We start from the raw sequence: 16,650 nt of genomic DNA on the forward strand, positions 1-16,650 counted from the left end.
GCATCGGTAATTCGCGATGCTTAGCCGAGCTCGTTGACGAGTTCCGGCACGACCGTGAACAGATCGCCGACGAGGCCGTAATCGGCCACGCTGAAGATCGGTGCTTCTTCGTCCTTGTTGATCGCGACGATGGTCTTCGAGTCCTTCATGCCGGCCAGATGCTGGATCGCACCCGAAATGCCGACCGCAATGTAAAGCTGCGGCGCGACGATCTTGCCGGTCTGACCGACCTGATAATCGTTCGGCACATAGCCTGCGTCGACCGCGGCGCGCGAGGCGCCGAGCGCGGCGTTCAGCTTGTCGGCGAGCGGCTCCAGCACCTTCGTGTAGTTCTCGCCGCTGCCCAGACCGCGGCCGCCCGAGACGATGATCTTCGCGCTCGTGAGTTCCGGACGGTCGAGCTTCGTGACTTCACGGCCGACGAATTGCGCCTTGCCGTTGTCCGCTGCCGCGTCGATCTTCTCGACCGGCGCGCTGCCGCCTTCGGCTGCGACCGGATCGAACGCCGTCGTACGCACCGTGATGACCTTGACCGGATCGGCCGACTGCACCGTGGCGATCGCGTTGCCCGCGTAGATCGGACGCTCGAACGTGTCGGCGCTGTCGACGGCCGTGATGTCCGAGATCTGCGCGACGTCGAGCTTCGCGGCGATGCGCGGCGTGACGTTCTTACCCGCTGCCGTCGCCGGAGCGAGGATGTGCGAGTAATTCTTCGCGATCGACAGCACCGTGGCTTCGACGTTTTCCGCGAGACCCTGTGCGAGCTGCGGCGCGTCGGCCAGAATGACCTTCGCGACGCCCGCGATCTTCGCTGCGGCATCGGCAGCCGCTTGCGCGTTGTGGCCCGCGACCAGCACGTGCACGTCGCCGCCAATCTTCTGTGCAGCCGACACCGCGTTCAGCGTCGCGGCCTTGATCGACTGATTGTCGTGTTCAGCGATTACCAGATTAACCAGATTCGTCATTTTTTCTCGCTCCTCACAGCACCTTGGCTTCGGTCTTCAGCTTCTCGACCAGCGTCTTCACGTCGGCGACCTTCACGCCGGCGCTGCGCTTGGGCGGCTCCGAAACCTTCAGCGTCTTCAGACGCGGCGTCACATCCACGCCGAGATCTTCCGGCTTGATCGTTTCCAGCGGCTTCTTCTTCGCCTTCATGATGTTCGGCAGCGTGACGTAGCGCGGCTCGTTCAGGCGCAGGTCCGTCGTGACCACCGCGGGCAGCGCGAGCGACAGCGTTTCCGCGCCGCCGTCGACTTCACGCGCGACCGTGGCACGGCCGTCGGCGACCGTGATCTTCGAGGCGAAGGTCGCTTGCGGCAGGTCCGCCAGCGCCGCGAGCATCTGGCCCGTCTGGTTCGAATCGTCGTCGATGGCCTGCTTGCCGAGGATGACGAGTTGCGGCTGTTCCTTGTCGACGAGCGCCTTGAGCAGCTTCGCGACAGCCAGCGGCTGAAGGTCTTCGTTCGACTCGATCAGGATCGCGCGGTCGGCGCCGATCGCCAGCGCCGTGCGCAGCGTTTCCTGCGCTTGCGCGACGCCTGCGGACACAGCGATCACTTCGGTCGCGACACCCGCTTCCTTCAGACGAACGGCCTCTTCGACGGCGATTTCGTCGAACGGGTTCATCGACATTTTCACGTTGGCAATGTCGACGCCCGTGCCGTCCGACTTCACACGAACCTTCACGTTGTAATCGACTACGCGTTTGACAGGCACAAGGACTTTCATTCACATGCTCCGAAGTTACGAATACGTCAACCTGGCGGACATTATAGCGATAGCCCCGAAGGACGCCGCTCGCCGCCAGCATTTTTCCCGCACGATCCGCTGTCTGCGCGCTGCCTGCACGGCGCGGCCGGCAGTCGCGAATATCGCTAGCGAACGATCGTGCGATTTTATGTCGGAAAAAACCCGGGCTTCAAGCCCGGGTTCCGACTGAATTCTCTATCTAATCCGTCTACCCGGGGCTTACCACGACGCGATCACCGCGCCGCCGAACTTCTGTTCGATGTACTGCTTCACCTCCGGCGAGTGATACGCCGCCACCAGTTTCGCCGCCCACGGCTTGTTGCGATCGGCCTCGCGGATCGCCAGCACGTTCACGTACGGGCCTTTCGGGTCCTCGATCGCGATCGCGTCGGCCTTCGGCTTGAGCCCCGCTTCCATCGCGAAGTTCGTGTTGATCGCGGCGGCGTCCACGTCGTCGAGCGAACGCGGAATCTGCGCCGCGTCCAGTTCCACGATCTTCAGCTTCCTGGGGTTATCCACGATGTCGAGCGGCGTGGCCTTCAAACCCGCGCTCTCGCGCAGCTTGATAAGGCCCTGCTTTTGCAGCAGCAACAGCGCGCGCCCGCCATTGGTCGGATCGTTCGGGACCGCAATCCGCGCGCCCGGCTTCAGCTCCGCGAGCGTCTTCACCTTCTTCGAGTAGATGCCCATCGGGAACGTGACCGTGTCGGCGAGCTTCACGAGCTTGTAGCCGCGGTCCTTCACCTGCGCATCGAGATATGGCTGATGCTGGTAGCTGTTCGCATCGAGATCGCCGCCCGCGAGCGCCGCATTCGGCTGCACGTAGTCCGAAAACTCCACGATCTTGATCGTCAGGCCGTTCTTCGCGGCCACGCGCTTGACCACTTCCATCACCTGCTCGTGCGGGCCGCCGGTGACGCCCACCTTGATGGTTTCGTCAGCGTGCGCCGCGAGCGGCGCGCACAGCGGAGCGATCAGCGTTGCCGCGCCGAGCGCGCTCGCCAGCCGGATCATGATGCGTCGTTGCATGGCCAAACCTTTGTCTCGTGGAAGTGGATCGACGAGCCGCGAGCAAGCATGTCGCGCGCGGCCGGGCGACGGTTACCGCCGGTTTTGAGGCTTACTTACTTGTGGCTCATTTATGGCTCAAGCGTCGCACGAGCCAGTCGCCGAACGACTGCACGAGCTGCACGAACACGATCAGCACGACCACCACGAGCAGCATCACTTCGGGTTCGAAGCGCTGATAGCCGTAGCGGATGCCCAGGTCGCCCAGACCGCCGCCGCCGATCGCGCCCGCCATCGCCGAATAGCCGACGAGCGAGATGAACGTGATCGTGAGACCCGCCACCACGCCGGGCAGCGACTCGGGCAGCAGCACCTTGAAGACGATCTGGCGCGTGCTCGCGCCCATCGACAGCGCGGCTTCGATCAGCCCGCGATCGACTTCGCGCAGCGCGGTTTCCACCAGACGCGCGATGAACGGCGCGGCCGAAATGGTCAGCGGGACGATGGCGGCCGCCGTGCCGATCGACGAGCCCACCACGACGCGCGTGAACGGAATCACGGCCACCAGCAGGATGATGAACGGCGTCGAGCGCACCGCGTTGACGACCACGCCCATCGCGCGATTGACGGCGAGGTTCTGCAGCACGCCGTTGCGGTCGGTCAGATAGAGCAGCACGCCGAGCGGCAGGCCGATGGCCGCGCCAACCAGTCCGGAAATGCCCACCATGATGAGCGTCTCCCAGAACGACTGGACGAACATATCGAACATTTCACTCCACATGGGACAGCTCCTCCACCACCACGCCCTGCTCGCGCAGCCACGTAATCGCCTGCGCGACCTTCACCGGATCGCCGCCCGCGAGCACCGCGAGCGAGCCGAACGCCTGCCCCTGGATCTCGTCGATCTGGCCATGCAGGATGTTGAAATCGAGTTCGAAGCGGCGGATCGTTTCCGACAGCACCGGCTGATCGACGCCCGTGCCCGTGAAAGCGAGGCGCAGCAGATGCGCGTTGCCCTTCGCGAGACGCTCGGTCACGCGCGCCTTGAGCGCGGGCGGCAATTCCTGCGCGATCACGTCGCCGAGCAGCGCGCGCGTGACTTCGTGACGCGGTTGCAGGAACACGTCGATCACGGGACCGCTTTCCACCACGCGGCCCGCGTCGAGCACGGCCACGCGGTCGCAGACCTGTTTGATCACTTCCATCTGGTGCGTGATCATCACGACCGTGAGCTTGAGCTCGCGATTGATCTTGCGCAGCAGGTCGAGAATCGCGCGCGTGGTTTCGGGGTCGAGCGCGGAGGTGGCTTCGTCGGAAAGCAGCACTTTCGGCTTGCTCGCCAGCGCGCGCGCGATGCCCACGCGCTGCTTCTGGCCGCCGCTGATCTGCGACGGATAACGGTCTTTCTGCGCCGTGAGGCCGACGAGTTCGAGCAACGGCAGGACCGTCGCCTCGATGTCGGCGCGCTTCATGCCCGCGAGTTCGAGCGGCAGCGCCACGTTGTCGAACACCGTGCGCGACGAAAGCAGGTTGAAGTGCTGGAAAATCATGCCGATCTCGCGGCGCGCCTCGCGCAGTTGCGCGTTCGGCAGCGACGTGAGCGTGCGGCCGTTGACGACGATGTCGCCCTCGGTCGGCCGCGTCAGCAGGTTGATGGTGCGCACGAGCGTGCTCTTGCCCGCCCCGCTGCGGCCGATAATGCCGAAGACCTCGCCCTGCGGAATCGTCAGATTGACGTTGTGCAGCGCTTCGATCCAGCCTTGTGGGCCCGCGAAGCGCTGGGAAACGTTTCGAATTTCGATCATGGAAAAAACGAAACGGCGGGCGTGCCGCGCGCCGCCCGTGCACGCGACCCTATGGATCGCCTGTACGCGTCGCGCCGGCAGACAGCCGCCGTTTGCTGGTCTGGAGTCAACTTGACATTTTACCCTGGCGAGCCAAATTCCTTTTAATAATCCATTTCGATAAATTCATTACTGAATTTCATTAGAGTCCCGGCGCGGCAAAAAGCACAGAAAGCCCGATGAAACCGCGGCTACACTCTGCCGTCAGACAAAAACTTACAACGACGAGAGAGACAGCGCAGATGGAGACGACCCAGCCGATCAACGCCGCGCAAGCCACGGCGCGCCTGCCCGACACGGTGACGCTGCGCACCCACGACGGCGCCGAACTGCCGCTCTACGCCTGGCGCACGCGCGGCACGCCGCCGCGCGCCGCCATCGCGCTGATTCACGGCCTCGCCGAACATGCGCAGCGCTATGCCGCGCTCGCGGCGCGCCTGAATGCCGCGGGCATCGATGTCTATACGATCGACCTGCGCGGTCACGGACGCGCGAGCGGCCGGCGCGCCTGGATCAACTGCTTCGACGAATATCTGGACGACGCTCACGCGCTGATCGCGCACGCGGGCGCGCAATGCGCCGCGCGCCGCACGCCGCTCTTTCTGATGGGCCACAGCATGGGCGGCGCGATCGCCGCGCTCTATGCGATCGAGCGCGCGCCGCAAGGCGGCGTGCCGCTCGCGGGGCTGCTGTTGTCGAGCGCCGCGCTCGCGCCCGGCCGCGACGTGCCGCAGTGGATGATCGCTGCGAGCCGCGTGATGAGCGCCGTCTGGCCGCGTTTTCCGGCGATGAAGATCGATGCCGCCCTGCTCGCGCGCGACGCCGCCGTGGTGCAGGCCAATCGCGCCGATCCGCTCGTGCATCACGGCGCGATTCCGGCGCGCACGGGCGCGGAGCTACTGGAAGCGATGAAGCGCATCGAAGCGGGCCGCGCGCAGTTGCGCCTGCCCGTGCTGATCTGGCACGGCACCGAAGACAAGCTCACGGAACCCGACGGCAGCCGCGCCTTCGGCGCGCACGTGGGGTCGCCGGACCGCACGCTCACGCTCTACGAAGGCAGCTATCACGAAACGCTCAACGATCTGGATCGCGAGCGCGTGATCGCGTCGATGCTGGAATGGATCGAACGCCATTGCTGAGGCGACGCTCGACTTTGACGTTCGACCTTACTTCGCGCCGCGCTTGTCGATGAAAGCCTGCACGCCGTCGAGCGCCGGGTCCGTCATCATGTTGCACGCCATGGTCTGCCCGGCGAGCTGATACGCGGCCTCGATGCCCATTTCGAGCTGCCGGTAGAACAGGCCCTTGCCCGCCGCCACCACCTCGCGCGGCTTCGCACAGATGCTCGCGGCGAGCGCCGTCACCTCGGCGTCGAGCGCATCGGCGGGCACGACGCGGTTCACGAGCCCTTCACGCAGCGCCTTTTGCGCGTCGATGAACTCGCCCGTCATCAGCATTTCGAAGGCCGCCTTGCGCGACACGTTGCGCGTGAGCGGCACCGAAGGCGTCGAGCAGAACAGCCCGAGATTGATGCCCGATACGGCAAAGCGCGCGGAATCGGCGGCCACGGCGAGATCGCACATCGCCACGAGCTGACAGCCCGCCGCGGTGGCCACGCCATGCACGCGCGCGATCACGGGCTGCGGCATCGTCTGGATCGCCAGCATCATCTTCGAGCAGCGCGCGAACAACTGCTTGTAGTAGTCGAGCGACGGCGCCGCGCGCATTTCCTTGAGGTCGTGACCTGCGCAGAACGCGCGCCCCGCCGCCGCGATCACCACCACGCGCGCGTCCGAGCGCGCGAGCACGGCGAGTTCGGTGTGCACGGCGTCGATCAGCGCTTCGGAAAGCGCATTGAACGCATCGGGACGATTGAGCGTGAGGCGCGCGACGCCCGGCACGCCATAAGCGTCGTGCGCGACCTCGACGAGCGGCGCATGTTCGAGCGAAGCCTTAGCGGCAGACGAAGACGACGACGACGACTCAACGGCAGCAGCACACATGACGCGACACTCCTTCAAACGTTGAAGCGGTTGAGCGGATCAGATGCCCGCCAGCACGCGCAGATGCGCCACGACGCTGCGCCCGAGCGCGGAGAGGTTGTAGCCGCCCTCGAGACAACTCACGATGCGCCCCTTCGCGTGGCGGTTCGCGATATCGCAGATCTGTTCGGTGATCCACGCGTAATCGTCTTCGACAAGGCCCATATTGCCGAGATCGTCTTCGCGGTGCGCATCGAAACCCGCCGAGACGAACACCATTTCCGGCTTGAATTCGTTCAGGCGAGGCAGCCACAGAATGTCGATCGCCTCGCGCACTTCCATGCCCTTGGTGCGCGCCGCCATCGGCACGTTGACCATGTTGCGCGCCTGCTGGTCGGCGCCCGAAAACGGATAGAACGGATGCTGGAAGATGCTGCACATGAGCACGCGATCGTCGCCGGCGAACGCGGCCTCGGTGCCGTTGCCGTGGTGCACGTCGAAGTCGATGACGGCCACGCGCGACAGCCCATGCACGTCGAGCGCGTGACGCGCGGCCACAGCGACGTTGTTGAAGAAGCAAAAGCCCATCGCGCGCGCGGGTTCGGCATGATGGCCGGGCGGACGCACGCTGCAGAACGCGTTCTCGTAGCGGCCGGCGAGCACGGCGTCGGTGGCCGCGACAGCGGCGCCCGCGGCGCGCAGCGCGGCCTGCCACGTGTGCGGATTCATCGAGGTGTCGGGGTCGATCGCCGCATAGCCTTCCTGCGGCGAGAGCGCGCGCAGATAGTCGATGTGCGCCTGCGTGTGCACGCGCAGCAGCGCCGATTCTTCAGCGAGCGGCGCGGAGGTGTCGTGCTCGATCAGCGACTCGATACGGCTCGCGATAAGCTGGTCTTCGATGGCCTGCAGGCGCGCGGGGCATTCGGGATGCCACTCGCCCATTTCGTGCAGCAGGCAGTCGGGATGGGAAAAAAAGCCGGTTGTCATGTGTCGTGCTGGCCGCCACGCGCGCCGGGACGCACGCCGCGGGTCTCCTTCAGTCTTTCGTCGGGGTTCGCTGCGCGGGACTGCAAATCTTCCCAAACTTCGTGCGGCTTGTTGTGTGCCGCTTTACACCGTCTTCTACTTCGTGTGCTGCTTCGTACCTTACTTCGTGCCGCCGTGCTGCGCCCGCGACGTGCGCGGGCAGTCATCACGTTACCACAGCGCAACCGCGCCAACGCGCGCTCCCGGCACGCCCAGGGCCGTTTCACGCAAGGTGCTCGGGTATACTGCCCGGGATTACGTTCTCTCCTGCCCCACCTACCCGCCTCCCATGACGCTCAAGTCCGCCCTGCCTGCTTGCCGCCACGTCCGCCTCACGTCTTTCGCCCTTGCACTGTGCGCCGCGTCGGCGTTCTGGGGCGGTGCGGCGCAGGCGCAGACGGCCTCGCCCGACGCGCTGAGCCCGCAGCACGCGCCGCTCACGCTCGCCCAGGCACAGCCGCAGACGCCGCCGCAAGGCCAGGCGCAGCCGCAAACGCAGCCGCAAGCCGCGTCGCAGGGGCAAACGTTTGAAGAGGAGATCATCCCGCAGCGCTACGCGAACAATCCGAATGTCGACACCTTCATCAACGACATGGTCGCGCGCTACGACTTCAACAGCGACGCGCTGCACGCGTTGTTCGCGAGCGCGAGCTATTCGGCAACGGCCGTGAAGCTCGTCACGCCCTCGCCCACGCCGAGCGCGAAGAACTGGCGCTCGTATCAGGCGCGCTTTCTCGATGCAGTACGCATCAACGCGGGCGTGCGTTTCTGGCGGGCGAATCAGGCCACGCTGCAGCGCGCCGCCGATCAGTTCGGCGTGCCGCCCGAGGTGATCGTCGGCATCATCGGCGTGGAAACGATTTATGGGCGCTACATGGGCAATTTCCGTGTGCTCGACGCGCTCACCACGCTCGCCTTCGATTATCCGGATACGCCGAACCGCGCCGACCGCATGGCAACGTTCCGCAAGAATCTCGAGGACTATCTGGTCTGGACGCGCGACGCGCAGATCGACCCGTCGTCGGTGCTCGGCTCTTACACGGGCGCGATCGGCATCCCGCAATTCCTGCCGAGCAGCATCGTGCAGTACGCCGTCGATTACGAGGGCAACAACCATATCGATCTGCGCAACAGCACGCCGGACGCCATCGGCAGCGTTGCGAACTATCTGAAGCAGAACGGCTGGGAGCCGGGCCGTCCGGTGGTCTGGAAGATCGCGAAGGACGCGGGCAGTCTCGGCATCGCGCAGGCGGCCGCCGACGGCAAGCCGGAACCGCGCTGGCCGCTCGTGCAGCTGCTGCGCTCGGGCCTCGTGCTCAATGAGCCGAACATCGACATCGCTGCGGAAGGCGGCACGCCGGTCACCGTCATCGACCTGCCTACGCCCGGCCGTCCGACCGAGTACATGCTCGGCCTGAAGAACTTCTACGTGCTCACGCGCTACAACCGCAGCTTCTTCTACGCACTCGCGGTGTATCAGCTCGGCGAACGCGTGAAGGCGCAGATGCTCGCGACGCAGCCGAACGTAGGCACGGGTCCGGCGCTGAGCAACCCGAACGATACGCAGTAAGCGTCGTACAGCACGGCGCAGCACAAAACACAACGGGCGGCCTGTCGCAAACAGGCCGCCCGTTTTTCATTCTGCGCGCGCGGACCGCGCGGCGGATTTGCTTACGCCGGGAACACGCCCGTCGACAGATAACGGTCGCCGCGATCGCAGACGATGAACACAATCGTCGCGTTCTCAACCTGACGCGCGATGCGCATGGCCACTTCGCACGCGCCACCCGACGAAATGCCCGCGAAAATACCTTCGACCGAGGCAAGGCGGCGCGCCATGGCTTCCGCGGCGGCCTGGCTCACGTTCTCCACGCGGTCGACGCGGCTGCGGTCGAAAATCTTCGGCAGATAGGCTTCGGGCCACTTGCGGATGCCCGGAATACGCGAGCCGTCTTCAGGCTGCGCGCCGACGATCTCGATCGCCGTGCTCTGTTCCTTCAGATACTGCGACGTGCCCATGATGGTGCCCGTCGTACCCATCGACGAAACGAAATGCGTAATGCGCCCTTCCGTGTCGCGCCAGATTTCCGGGCCCGTGGTCTCGTAGTGCGCGAGCGGATTGTCCGGGTTCGCGAACTGGTCGAGGATGATGCCCTTGCCGTCGCGCTGCATCTGCTCGGCGAGATCGCGCGCGTATTCCATGCCGCCCTTGACCGGCGTCAACAGGATTTCCGCGCCGTAGGCGGCCATGCTCTGACGGCGCTCGACCGAGAGATCCTCGGGCATGATCAGCACCATCTTGTAGCCGCGGATTGCCGCCGCCATGGCGAGCGCAATACCGGTATTGCCGCTCGTGGCTTCGATCAGCGTATCGCCGGGTTTGATGCGGCCGCGTTCCTCGGCCTTGCGGATCATGGACAGCGCCGGGCGGTCCTTCACCGAACCCGCCGGATTGTTGCCTTCCAGCTTCGCCAGCACGACGTTGTTGCGGGCGCGAATTTCATCGTCCGGGAGACGAACGAGCTGCACGAGCGGCGTGTTGCCGATCGTGTCTTCAATAGTCTTGTAGGGCATAGTGAATAGTGAGGCGCAATGACGTGCGATTGTGCGAATACGTGATCGTTCGATTCTAAACCACGCGGCCAACCCTCGCCGACTAGCCCTGACATCGGTGGGGATGGAAAAAGTGGGGATTCAGTGAGGATTCGGGCGGCGCTGCAAAAAGCCCGCGGCGCAAGCCGCGGGTCAATGTCGCCGAAGCGACACCTGAAGGAACCGCTCATCCCTGTTCTGCGAAGTCGCGCACGCCGTTGCACGCCGGCTCGGGCGCACGCGAATCTACGCTGCGCCAGCGTGGCCCTACTTCTTGACGGCGACGGTGGCCGGCTGCGGTGCGGCGGTCTTGCCCTGCGCGTTCGGTGCGTTCTGCGCACCCTTCGCGCCTTGCGCCGCAACGGCAGCCTGCCCGCTTGCGGGACCGACCGACAATCCTTCGGCCTGCAAACGTTCGACGGTATGGCCGCCCAGCCCCTTCACGCGCTTGCCGAGATCGGACGCGTCCTTGAACGGACCGTGCGCGCCGCGCTCGTCGAGAATGGCCTTGGCCCGCGCGGGACCGATGCCCTTGATGCCGCGCAGCGCGTCTTCATTGGCGGTGTTGACGTCCACGGCCGCGAAGGCCTGACCGAACGCGGCGACGAGCGCGACCGCGGCGAGAAGCTTCTTGAACATGCTGGATCTCCCTTGTGCCGTCGCCGGCGACCATCGCCGGCGAGGAGAGTCCAGTTTAGGGAGCAACGATCGCGCGTTACACCTGGCCAGACAGCCAACGTACGTAACGATCGACACCCTCTTGCACCGTCAGGAACGGCGCGTCGTAGCCCGCTGCGCGCAGCTTCGACTGATCGGCCTGCGTGAAGCACTGATACTTGCCGCGCAGCGCGTCCGGGAACGGAATGTACTCGATCAGCCCTTCCTTCACCTGCTCCGCGAGCGTGAGCGCCGGCTTGCCTTCGAGCGCGCGCAGCGTGTTCACCACGCTCGTCGCGATGTCGTTGAACGGTTGCGCGCGGCCGCTGCCCAGATTGAAGATGCCGCTCTTTTCCGGATGATCGAAGAAGAACAGGTTCACCTTCACCACGTCCTCCACCGACACGAAATCGCGCGTCTGCTCGCCCGGCGCGTAGCCGTTGTACTCGCCGAACAGCTTCACGCGGCCTTCGGCGCGGAACTGGTTGAAGTTGTGGAACGCCACCGACGCCATGCGCGCCTTGTGCGTCTCGCGCTGGCCGTACACGTTGAAGTAGCGGAAGCCCGCGATCTGGCTTTGCGCCTTCGGCAGCACGCGGCGGATCACCTGGTCGAACAGGAACTTCGAATAGCCGTACACGTTGAGCGGCGCTTCCACGTCGCGCTCTTCGACGAAGCGGCTCGAACCGCCGTAAATCGCCGCCGACGACGCATACAGAAACTGCGCGCCCTGCGCGAGACACGCGTCGAGCACCGCGCGGCTGTAGCGGAAGTTGTTGTCCATCATGTAGCGGCCGTCGGTTTCCATCGTGTCCGAACAGGCGCCTTCATGGAACACCGCGCGCACCTTGCCGAACTCGCCGCGCGCGAAGCGCTCGACGAACTCGGTCTTGTCGATGTAGTCGTCGATTTCGCAGTCGACGAGATTCTTGAACTTGTCGGCGCGCGTGAGGTTATCGACGGCAATGATGCGATCTTCGCCGCGTTCGTTGAGCGCCTTGACGATGTTGCTGCCGATAAAGCCGGCCGCGCCGGTGACGATGAGGGTCATGGTAGTTCTGCGCAGAGGAGTTCACGCGGGACCGGCAAAACTCTCCGAAGCCGGCCCGGGGATGCGTCCGTCACGCGACAGCCTGGTGGCCGCCGCGCGCGGCACGTCATTGAAAGAGTTCGTCGTAGTCGACGGTGGCCGTACCGAGCTTGCCGACCACGATACCGGCGGCGCGATTCGCGAGCGCGACGCCTTCGACGAGCGACAGGCCCGCGCCCAGCGAGACCGCGACGGTCGCGATGACGGTGTCGCCAGCGCCCGAGACATCATACACTTCGCGCGCGACAGCCGGCGCGTGCAGCACGCCCTCTTCGGAAAAGAGCGTCATACCCTCTTCCGAGCGCGTGAGCAGCAGCGCGTCGAACTGCAATTCGTGGCGCAGCTTCGTCACGCGCGCGAGCAGGTCGTCTTCCGACTTCCAGGTGCCGACCACTTCGCGCAGCTCCGCGCGATTCGGCGTGATCACGCTCGCGCCGCGATAGCGTTCCCAGTCGTCGCCCTTCGGATCGACCAGCACCGATTTGCCCGCCGCGCGCGCAGTCGAGATCATCTGCGTGACGTGCGTGAGGCCGCCCTTCGCGTAATCCGACATCAGGATGACGTCGTGCGTCGGCAGCAGCGCGTCGAAGCGCGCGAGGCCCGCGAGCAGCGCCTCGTGCGCGGGCGTGTTTTCGAAGTCCACGCGCAGCAACTGCTGCTGGCGCGACAGCACGCGCAGCTTGATGGTGGTGGGCAGCGCGGGATCGCGTTCGAGATACGCGTTCACGTTGCTCTCGCCGAGCAGCGTGACGATGCGCTCGCCCGGCTCGTCGTGACCGACCACGCACAGCAGACCCGCCTGCGCGCCCAGCGCCGCAGCGTTGCGCGCGACGTTGGCCGCGCCGCCGAGACGGTCTTCCTGACGCTGCACGTGTACGACCGGCACCGGCGCTTCCGGCGAAATGCGGTTGACGTCGCCGAACCAGTAACGGTCGAGCATCACGTCGCCGACCACGAGCACGCGCGAGCGCGCGAACTGCGCGCGCGGCACGGCCTGAACTTCGGGCGCGAGTGCCGCGCTGTCGGTCATGGCGTCAGACTGCGGCCGGGTTTGCGTGTTTGACATGGGGCCGCCCAATCGAGTGATAGTCGAAACCGAGCTCCGCCATCGCGTCGGGCTCGTACAGATTACGTCCGTCGAAGATGCGCGGAGTCTTCAACTGTTCCTTCAGGAATTCGAAGTCCGGCGCCTTGAACGCCGTCCATTCGGTGACGACCACGAGCGCGTCGGCGCCCGTCAGCGTGTCGTCCTGGCTCGCCGCGAAGGTCAGGCGCGCCTGCAGTTCGGGCGCGCTCGCCAGATCCAGCGCGAACACGCGGCGCGCTTCTTCCGTCGCGACCGGATCGTACGCCGAAACCGTCGCGCCACGGCGCAGCAACTCGGCGATCAGACGGCGGCTCGGCGCCTCGCGCATGTCGTCGGTGTTCGGCTTGAACGCGAGACCCCAGACCGCGAAATGCTTGTCCTTGAGGTCTTCGCCCAGCGACTGGACGATCTTGTTCACGAGCACGTCCTTCTGGCCGTCGTTGACGTCCTCGACCGCTTCGAGAATGCGCAGGTTCTGGCCCGATTCCGCGGCCGTGCGGATCAGCGCCTGCACGTCCTTCGGGAAGCACGAGCCGCCGTAGCCGCAGCCGGCGTACAGGAAGTGATAGCCGATGCGCGGGTCCGAACCGATGCCGCGACGCACCGACTCGATGTCGGCGCCGACGCGATCGGCCAGATTCGCCATTTCGTTCATGAACGAAATGCGCGTGGCCAGCATCGCGTTGGCCGCGTACTTGGTGAATTCGGCCGAGCGCACGTCCATGTAGATCGTGCGTTCGTGATTGCGGTTGAACGGCGCGTAGAGGCGCTTGATCTTCTCGCGCGCGACTTCGCCGTTGGCGTCCTCGTCGATGCCGATGATGATGCGGTCCGGACGCATGAAGTCGTCCACGGCCGCGCCCTCTTTGAGGAATTCGGGGTTCGAGACCACCGAGAAGCGCTGCGCGTCGCTCGCGCCGAGGCCGCGTTTGGCGAGCTCTTCGGCGATCACGGCCTGCACGCGCTGCGCCGTGCCGACGGGGACCGTCGACTTGTCGACGATCACCTTGAAGCCGGTCATGTGGCGGCCGATGCTGCGGGCCGCTTCGAGCACGTATTGCAGGTCCGCCGAGCCGTCTTCGTCGGGCGGCGTGCCGACGGCGATGAACTGCACTTCGCCGTGCTCGACGCTCGCGGCGACGTCGGTGGAAAACGTGATGCGGCGCGCCTTGCGGTTACGCTGGATAAGCTCGAGCAGACCCGGCTCGTGGATCGGCACGCCGCCGTTGTTCAGGATGTCGATCTTGCGCGGATCGACGTCGAGGCAGAACACGTCGTGACCGATTTCGGCAAGGCACGCCCCGGTGACGAGGCCAACATAGCCGGTACCGATAATGGTGATTTTCATACGCGCTCCGGTAACAGATTCGGATTGAGGTAATGCGTGCGCGGCGGCGCGTCAGCTGGAAGCCGGAATTGGCTCGACGCGGCGCGGCGCGTAGGTTTCCCACCCGCTGCAGCCAGGGCACTGCCAGTAGAACAGGCGCGCCCGGAAGCCGCAGTTCTGGCAGGTGTAGCGCGGCAGGTTCTTGGTGCGCTGCTGGATCAGCTTGCGCATGAGTTCGAGTTCGCTGCGGCGCGGCTCTTCGGCCGCCGCCTGTTGCGCTTCGAGCAGACGCGTCATGCCGGCGAGATTCGGCGACTTCTGCATCTGCGTGCGCGCGAGCGTGTGCGCCGCTTCGGGACCGCTCAGCTCCGACACATATTTATAGGCCACATCGAGCAGATCGTTCGACGAATGGCGGTCGACCCACTCCGTGAGCAACTGCGCGCCGTCGTGCGCGCGGCCGAGCGCCTCGTAGCCCTTCATGACCTTTTCGGCGACGAGCGGCAGATAGGCGGGATTCTGCGCCTCGACGCGCTGCCACTGCGCGAGCGCCGACTCCCAGTTGCCGCTGGCCGCATCGACATCGCCCGCGAGAATGGTCGCGCGCACGTTGTGCTCGTTCGCCTTGAGCGCAAGGCCGAGCTGACGGCGTGCTTCGTCGGGCTTCTTCTGCTGCAGCGCTTCCTGCGCGAGTTCGCAATGGAACTGCGCGATCTCAACATCGAGCGACGGCGTGCCCATCGTTTCGAGGTGGCGCGCGGTGTCGATCGAGCGGTTCCAGTCCTTCTCGATCTCGTAGATCGTCAGCAGCGCGCGCTGTGCGCCCTGCGCGTAGTCGCCCGACTTGAGCGTGCTGAAGGTTTCCTCGGCGCGATCGAGCATGCCGGCCTTCAGGAAGTCCTGACCCAGCTCATAAAGCGCGTGATCGCGCTCGTTCACGGGCAGGTCGGCGCGCGACAGCAGGTTCTGATGCACGCGGATCGCCCGGTCGGTTTCGCCGCGGCGGCGGAACAGGTTACCAAGCGCGAAGTGCAGTTCGACCGTTTCCGGATCGAGCTTGGCGACTTCGATGAACGCGTCGATGGCCTTGTCGGGCTGCTCGTTGAGCAGGAAATTCAGGCCGCGGAAATACGAGCGCGGCAGGTTGGCGCTTTCGGACAGCAGCGCCTTGAGGTCGTAGCGCGACGCCATCCAGCCGAGTGCGAAAGCCACGGGAATGACGAGGAGCCACCAGAAATCGAGATCCATGCGAGCGATGGTGAGAGGTAATCAAGCCGCGCGCCCGGACGGACGCCCGGCGGCAAGTCGAATCAGATAAGCGGCGGCAGCGGCGGTTCCGCCACCACGGCAGGCGTTTCACGCGCGGTGCGCAGTTCACGCTTGAGGCGGCCGTTCTCCATGCGCAGCCGGAAAATCGCGGGCAGCGCGGACAGCAGGCCGGCCAGCAGACCGACGACGAAAAACGCGAGGCCGATCAGAATGAGCGGAGCCTGCCACGAATATCCGGCAAGAAAGTTCAGCGTCGCGGTTTGCGTGTTGGCGAGTGCGAGCACGAGCAGCAGCACGAACACCAGCACACGGATCACCCAGGCGATCAATCTCATGAAGGATTCTCTTGGCAGTTGAACAAACCCCGGCGCCGCACGTATGTCGCCATGCATGCCGCAACGCGTGTTGCGCCGCAGCAGCGGCGCCGCCGAAGTGTCCCGTATTGTAATGGAAGGCCTCGCGCCCGCGCAGGTGGCGCGCGAACGCGCGGCGGCGCCAAAACCGCGCAGGAACATCCGCACGCCACACACGCCGAGCGCCCCACGACGACGCCCACACGAAACGAACAGGCGAAAAAAAAGCGCCGGGCTATTAGCCCCGGCGCTTCCCGGTCCTTGCGTTCTGGCCATCTGGCATTGATTGCCGACAACCGCAAACACGGCAATAACTTGCAGCGCTTACAGATCGTCGTCCGGCTCGTCCGCTTTCAGCGGCTCGCCCGAGCGACGGTCCACACGCTCGCGCAGCTCCTTGCCCGGCTTGAAGTGCGGCACGAACTTCTCGGGCACCAGCACTTTCTCACCCGACTTCGGGTTGCGTCCGACGCGCGACGGCCGGCGGTTCAGGCCAAAGCTGCCGAAGCCTCGAATTTCGATGCGATGGCCCTTGGCGAGCGCCTCGGACATCGCATCGAGCATCGTTTTGACCGCGAAATCCGCATCCTTGAGGACGAGTTGCGGAAATCGCGTAGCCAGCTGCGCGACCAATTCAGATTTGGTCATACTTCAGCTTGCCCCCGT

The 16,650-nt window shown here is 65.3% G+C and carries 17 protein-coding genes; 2 read left to right on the forward strand and 15 right to left on the reverse strand.

The genetic code is table 11. The annotated features are described in order from the left end of the window. Positions 1 to 20: 20 nt before the first annotated feature. The 5 genes from BMY06_RS14830 to BMY06_RS14850 all read right to left on the reverse strand — a co-directional run bounded on the left by BMY06_RS14830 (position 21) and on the right by BMY06_RS14850 (position 4,562). On the reverse strand, positions 21 to 956 hold the full coding sequence (locus BMY06_RS14830; protein ID WP_124263076.1) for an electron transfer flavoprotein subunit alpha/FixB family protein: 936 nt from the start codon (positions 954 to 956) through the stop codon (positions 21 to 23). A gap of 22 nt (positions 957 to 978) precedes the next feature. Beyond that, positions 979 to 1,728, reverse strand: a complete 750-nt coding sequence (locus BMY06_RS14835; RefSeq protein WP_074983892.1) for an electron transfer flavoprotein subunit beta/FixA family protein — start codon at positions 1,726 to 1,728, stop codon at positions 979 to 981. Between the two features lie 240 nt (positions 1,729 to 1,968). Next, the gene (locus BMY06_RS14840; RefSeq protein WP_074983893.1) at positions 1,969 to 2,778 is read right to left on the reverse strand and encodes a MetQ/NlpA family ABC transporter substrate-binding protein; all 810 of its coding nucleotides are present in this window, start codon (positions 2,776 to 2,778) and stop codon (positions 1,969 to 1,971) included. A 106-nt stretch (positions 2,779 to 2,884) separates the two neighbouring features. After that, positions 2,885 to 3,538, reverse strand: a complete 654-nt coding sequence (locus BMY06_RS14845; RefSeq protein ID WP_074983895.1) for a methionine ABC transporter permease — start codon at positions 3,536 to 3,538, stop codon at positions 2,885 to 2,887. Beyond that, on the reverse strand, positions 3,528 to 4,562 hold the full coding sequence (locus BMY06_RS14850) for a methionine ABC transporter ATP-binding protein (protein ID WP_074983897.1): 1,035 nt from the start codon (positions 4,560 to 4,562) through the stop codon (positions 3,528 to 3,530). Before BMY06_RS14850 ends, BMY06_RS14845 begins: the two co-directional genes overlap by 11 nt. 344 nt (positions 4,563 to 4,906) lie before the next feature. Here BMY06_RS14850 and BMY06_RS14855 point away from each other — a divergent pair, with 344 nt between their 5' ends. Beyond that, positions 4,907 to 5,740 carry an alpha/beta hydrolase gene (locus BMY06_RS14855; protein ID WP_244144313.1) on the forward strand — a complete coding sequence of 278 codons (834 nt, stop codon included), beginning with the start codon at positions 4,907 to 4,909 and terminating at the stop codon, positions 5,738 to 5,740. A 27-nt stretch (positions 5,741 to 5,767) separates the two neighbouring features. On the opposite strand, the gene BMY06_RS14860 is transcribed toward BMY06_RS14855, so the two are convergent. Both BMY06_RS14860 and BMY06_RS14865 read right to left on the reverse strand, forming a co-directional pair. Next, a complete protein-coding gene (locus BMY06_RS14860) occupies positions 5,768 to 6,604 on the reverse strand; it encodes an enoyl-CoA hydratase (protein ID WP_080180356.1) in 837 nt (278 codons plus the stop codon). 39 nt (positions 6,605 to 6,643) lie between these two features. Next, positions 6,644 to 7,570 (reverse strand): histone deacetylase family protein, encoded by a 927-nt coding sequence (locus BMY06_RS14865; protein WP_065058291.1) that lies wholly within the window; start codon positions 7,568 to 7,570, stop codon positions 6,644 to 6,646. 328 nt (positions 7,571 to 7,898) lie between these two features. On the opposite strand from BMY06_RS14865, the gene mltB reads away from it, so the two are divergent. Then, a complete protein-coding gene (gene mltB / locus BMY06_RS14870) occupies positions 7,899 to 9,179 on the forward strand; it encodes a lytic murein transglycosylase B (protein WP_065058290.1) in 1,281 nt (426 codons plus the stop codon). A 101-nt stretch (positions 9,180 to 9,280) separates the two neighbouring features. Here mltB and cysM read toward each other — a convergent pair whose 3' ends face one another. The 8 genes from cysM to BMY06_RS14910 form a co-directional block, all read right to left on the reverse strand. Then, entirely contained in the window at positions 9,281 to 10,183 is a 903-nt protein-coding gene (gene cysM / locus BMY06_RS14875; RefSeq protein WP_065058289.1) for a cysteine synthase CysM, read from the reverse strand. Positions 10,184 to 10,468: 285 nt separating this feature from the next. Continuing rightward, complete coding sequence (locus BMY06_RS14880; RefSeq protein WP_074983899.1) at positions 10,469 to 10,840, reverse strand: ComEA family DNA-binding protein; 372 nt, start codon at positions 10,838 to 10,840, stop codon at positions 10,469 to 10,471. A 76-nt stretch (positions 10,841 to 10,916) separates the two neighbouring features. Next, positions 10,917 to 11,909 carry an ADP-glyceromanno-heptose 6-epimerase gene (rfaD, locus tag BMY06_RS14885; protein ID WP_065058287.1) on the reverse strand — a complete coding sequence of 331 codons (993 nt, stop codon included), beginning with the start codon at positions 11,907 to 11,909 and terminating at the stop codon, positions 10,917 to 10,919. A 106-nt stretch (positions 11,910 to 12,015) separates the two neighbouring features. Next, positions 12,016 to 12,978, reverse strand: coding sequence for a D-glycero-beta-D-manno-heptose-7-phosphate kinase (rfaE1, locus tag BMY06_RS14890; protein WP_065058286.1), 963 nt, complete (start codon positions 12,976 to 12,978; stop codon positions 12,016 to 12,018). Between the two features lie 4 nt (positions 12,979 to 12,982). After that, a complete protein-coding gene (locus tag BMY06_RS14895; protein WP_065058285.1) occupies positions 12,983 to 14,383 on the reverse strand; it encodes a UDP-glucose dehydrogenase family protein in 1,401 nt (466 codons plus the stop codon). 51 nt (positions 14,384 to 14,434) lie between these two features. Next, positions 14,435 to 15,610: a lipopolysaccharide assembly protein LapB gene (gene lapB, locus BMY06_RS14900; RefSeq protein WP_065058284.1), complete on the reverse strand. Its 1,176-nt coding sequence runs from the start codon at positions 15,608 to 15,610 to the stop codon at positions 14,435 to 14,437. 62 nt (positions 15,611 to 15,672) lie between these two features. Then, positions 15,673 to 15,966, reverse strand: a complete 294-nt coding sequence (locus BMY06_RS14905; protein ID WP_065058283.1) for a lipopolysaccharide assembly protein LapA domain-containing protein — start codon at positions 15,964 to 15,966, stop codon at positions 15,673 to 15,675. Positions 15,967 to 16,308: 342 nt separating this feature from the next. Then, entirely contained in the window at positions 16,309 to 16,632 is a 324-nt protein-coding gene (locus BMY06_RS14910) for an integration host factor subunit beta (protein WP_028226806.1), read from the reverse strand. Positions 16,633 to 16,650 lie beyond the last annotated feature (18 nt).

This window comes from Paraburkholderia tropica, from assembly GCF_900109265.1.
Classification (GTDB): Bacteria; Pseudomonadota; Gammaproteobacteria; order Burkholderiales; family Burkholderiaceae; genus Paraburkholderia; species Paraburkholderia tropica.

Coding starts and splice junctions, on each gene's coding strand:
- BMY06_RS14835 (WP_074983892.1), bottom strand. CDS start 1,728: ATGAAAGTCCTTGTGCCTGTCAAACGCGTAGTCGATTACAACGTGAAG.
- BMY06_RS14840 (WP_074983893.1), bottom strand. CDS start 2,778: ATGCAACGACGCATCATGATCCGGCTGGCGAGCGCGCTCGGCGCGGCA.
- BMY06_RS14845 (WP_074983895.1), bottom strand. CDS start 3,538: ATGTGGAGTGAAATGTTCGATATGTTCGTCCAGTCGTTCTGGGAGACG.
- BMY06_RS14850 (WP_074983897.1), bottom strand. CDS start 4,562: ATGATCGAAATTCGAAACGTTTCCCAGCGCTTCGCGGGCCCACAAGGC.
- BMY06_RS14860 (WP_080180356.1), bottom strand. CDS start 6,604: ATGTGTGCTGCTGCCGTTGAGTCGTCGTCGTCGTCTTCGTCTGCCGCT.
- BMY06_RS14865 (WP_065058291.1), bottom strand. CDS start 7,570: ATGACAACCGGCTTTTTTTCCCATCCCGACTGCCTGCTGCACGAAATG.
- mltB (WP_065058290.1), top strand. CDS start 7,899: ATGACGCTCAAGTCCGCCCTGCCTGCTTGCCGCCACGTCCGCCTCACG.
- cysM (WP_065058289.1), bottom strand. CDS start 10,183: ATGCCCTACAAGACTATTGAAGACACGATCGGCAACACGCCGCTCGTG.
- BMY06_RS14880 (WP_074983899.1), bottom strand. CDS start 10,840: ATGTTCAAGAAGCTTCTCGCCGCGGTCGCGCTCGTCGCCGCGTTCGGT.
- rfaD (WP_065058287.1), bottom strand. CDS start 11,909: ATGACCCTCATCGTCACCGGCGCGGCCGGCTTTATCGGCAGCAACATC.
- rfaE1 (WP_065058286.1), bottom strand. CDS start 12,978: ATGACCGACAGCGCGGCACTCGCGCCCGAAGTTCAGGCCGTGCCGCGC.
- BMY06_RS14895 (WP_065058285.1), bottom strand. CDS start 14,383: ATGAAAATCACCATTATCGGTACCGGCTATGTTGGCCTCGTCACCGGG.
- lapB (WP_065058284.1), bottom strand. CDS start 15,610: ATGGATCTCGATTTCTGGTGGCTCCTCGTCATTCCCGTGGCTTTCGCA.
- BMY06_RS14905 (WP_065058283.1), bottom strand. CDS start 15,966: ATGAGATTGATCGCCTGGGTGATCCGTGTGCTGGTGTTCGTGCTGCTG.
- BMY06_RS14910 (WP_028226806.1), bottom strand. CDS start 16,632: ATGACCAAATCTGAATTGGTCGCGCAGCTGGCTACGCGATTTCCGCAA.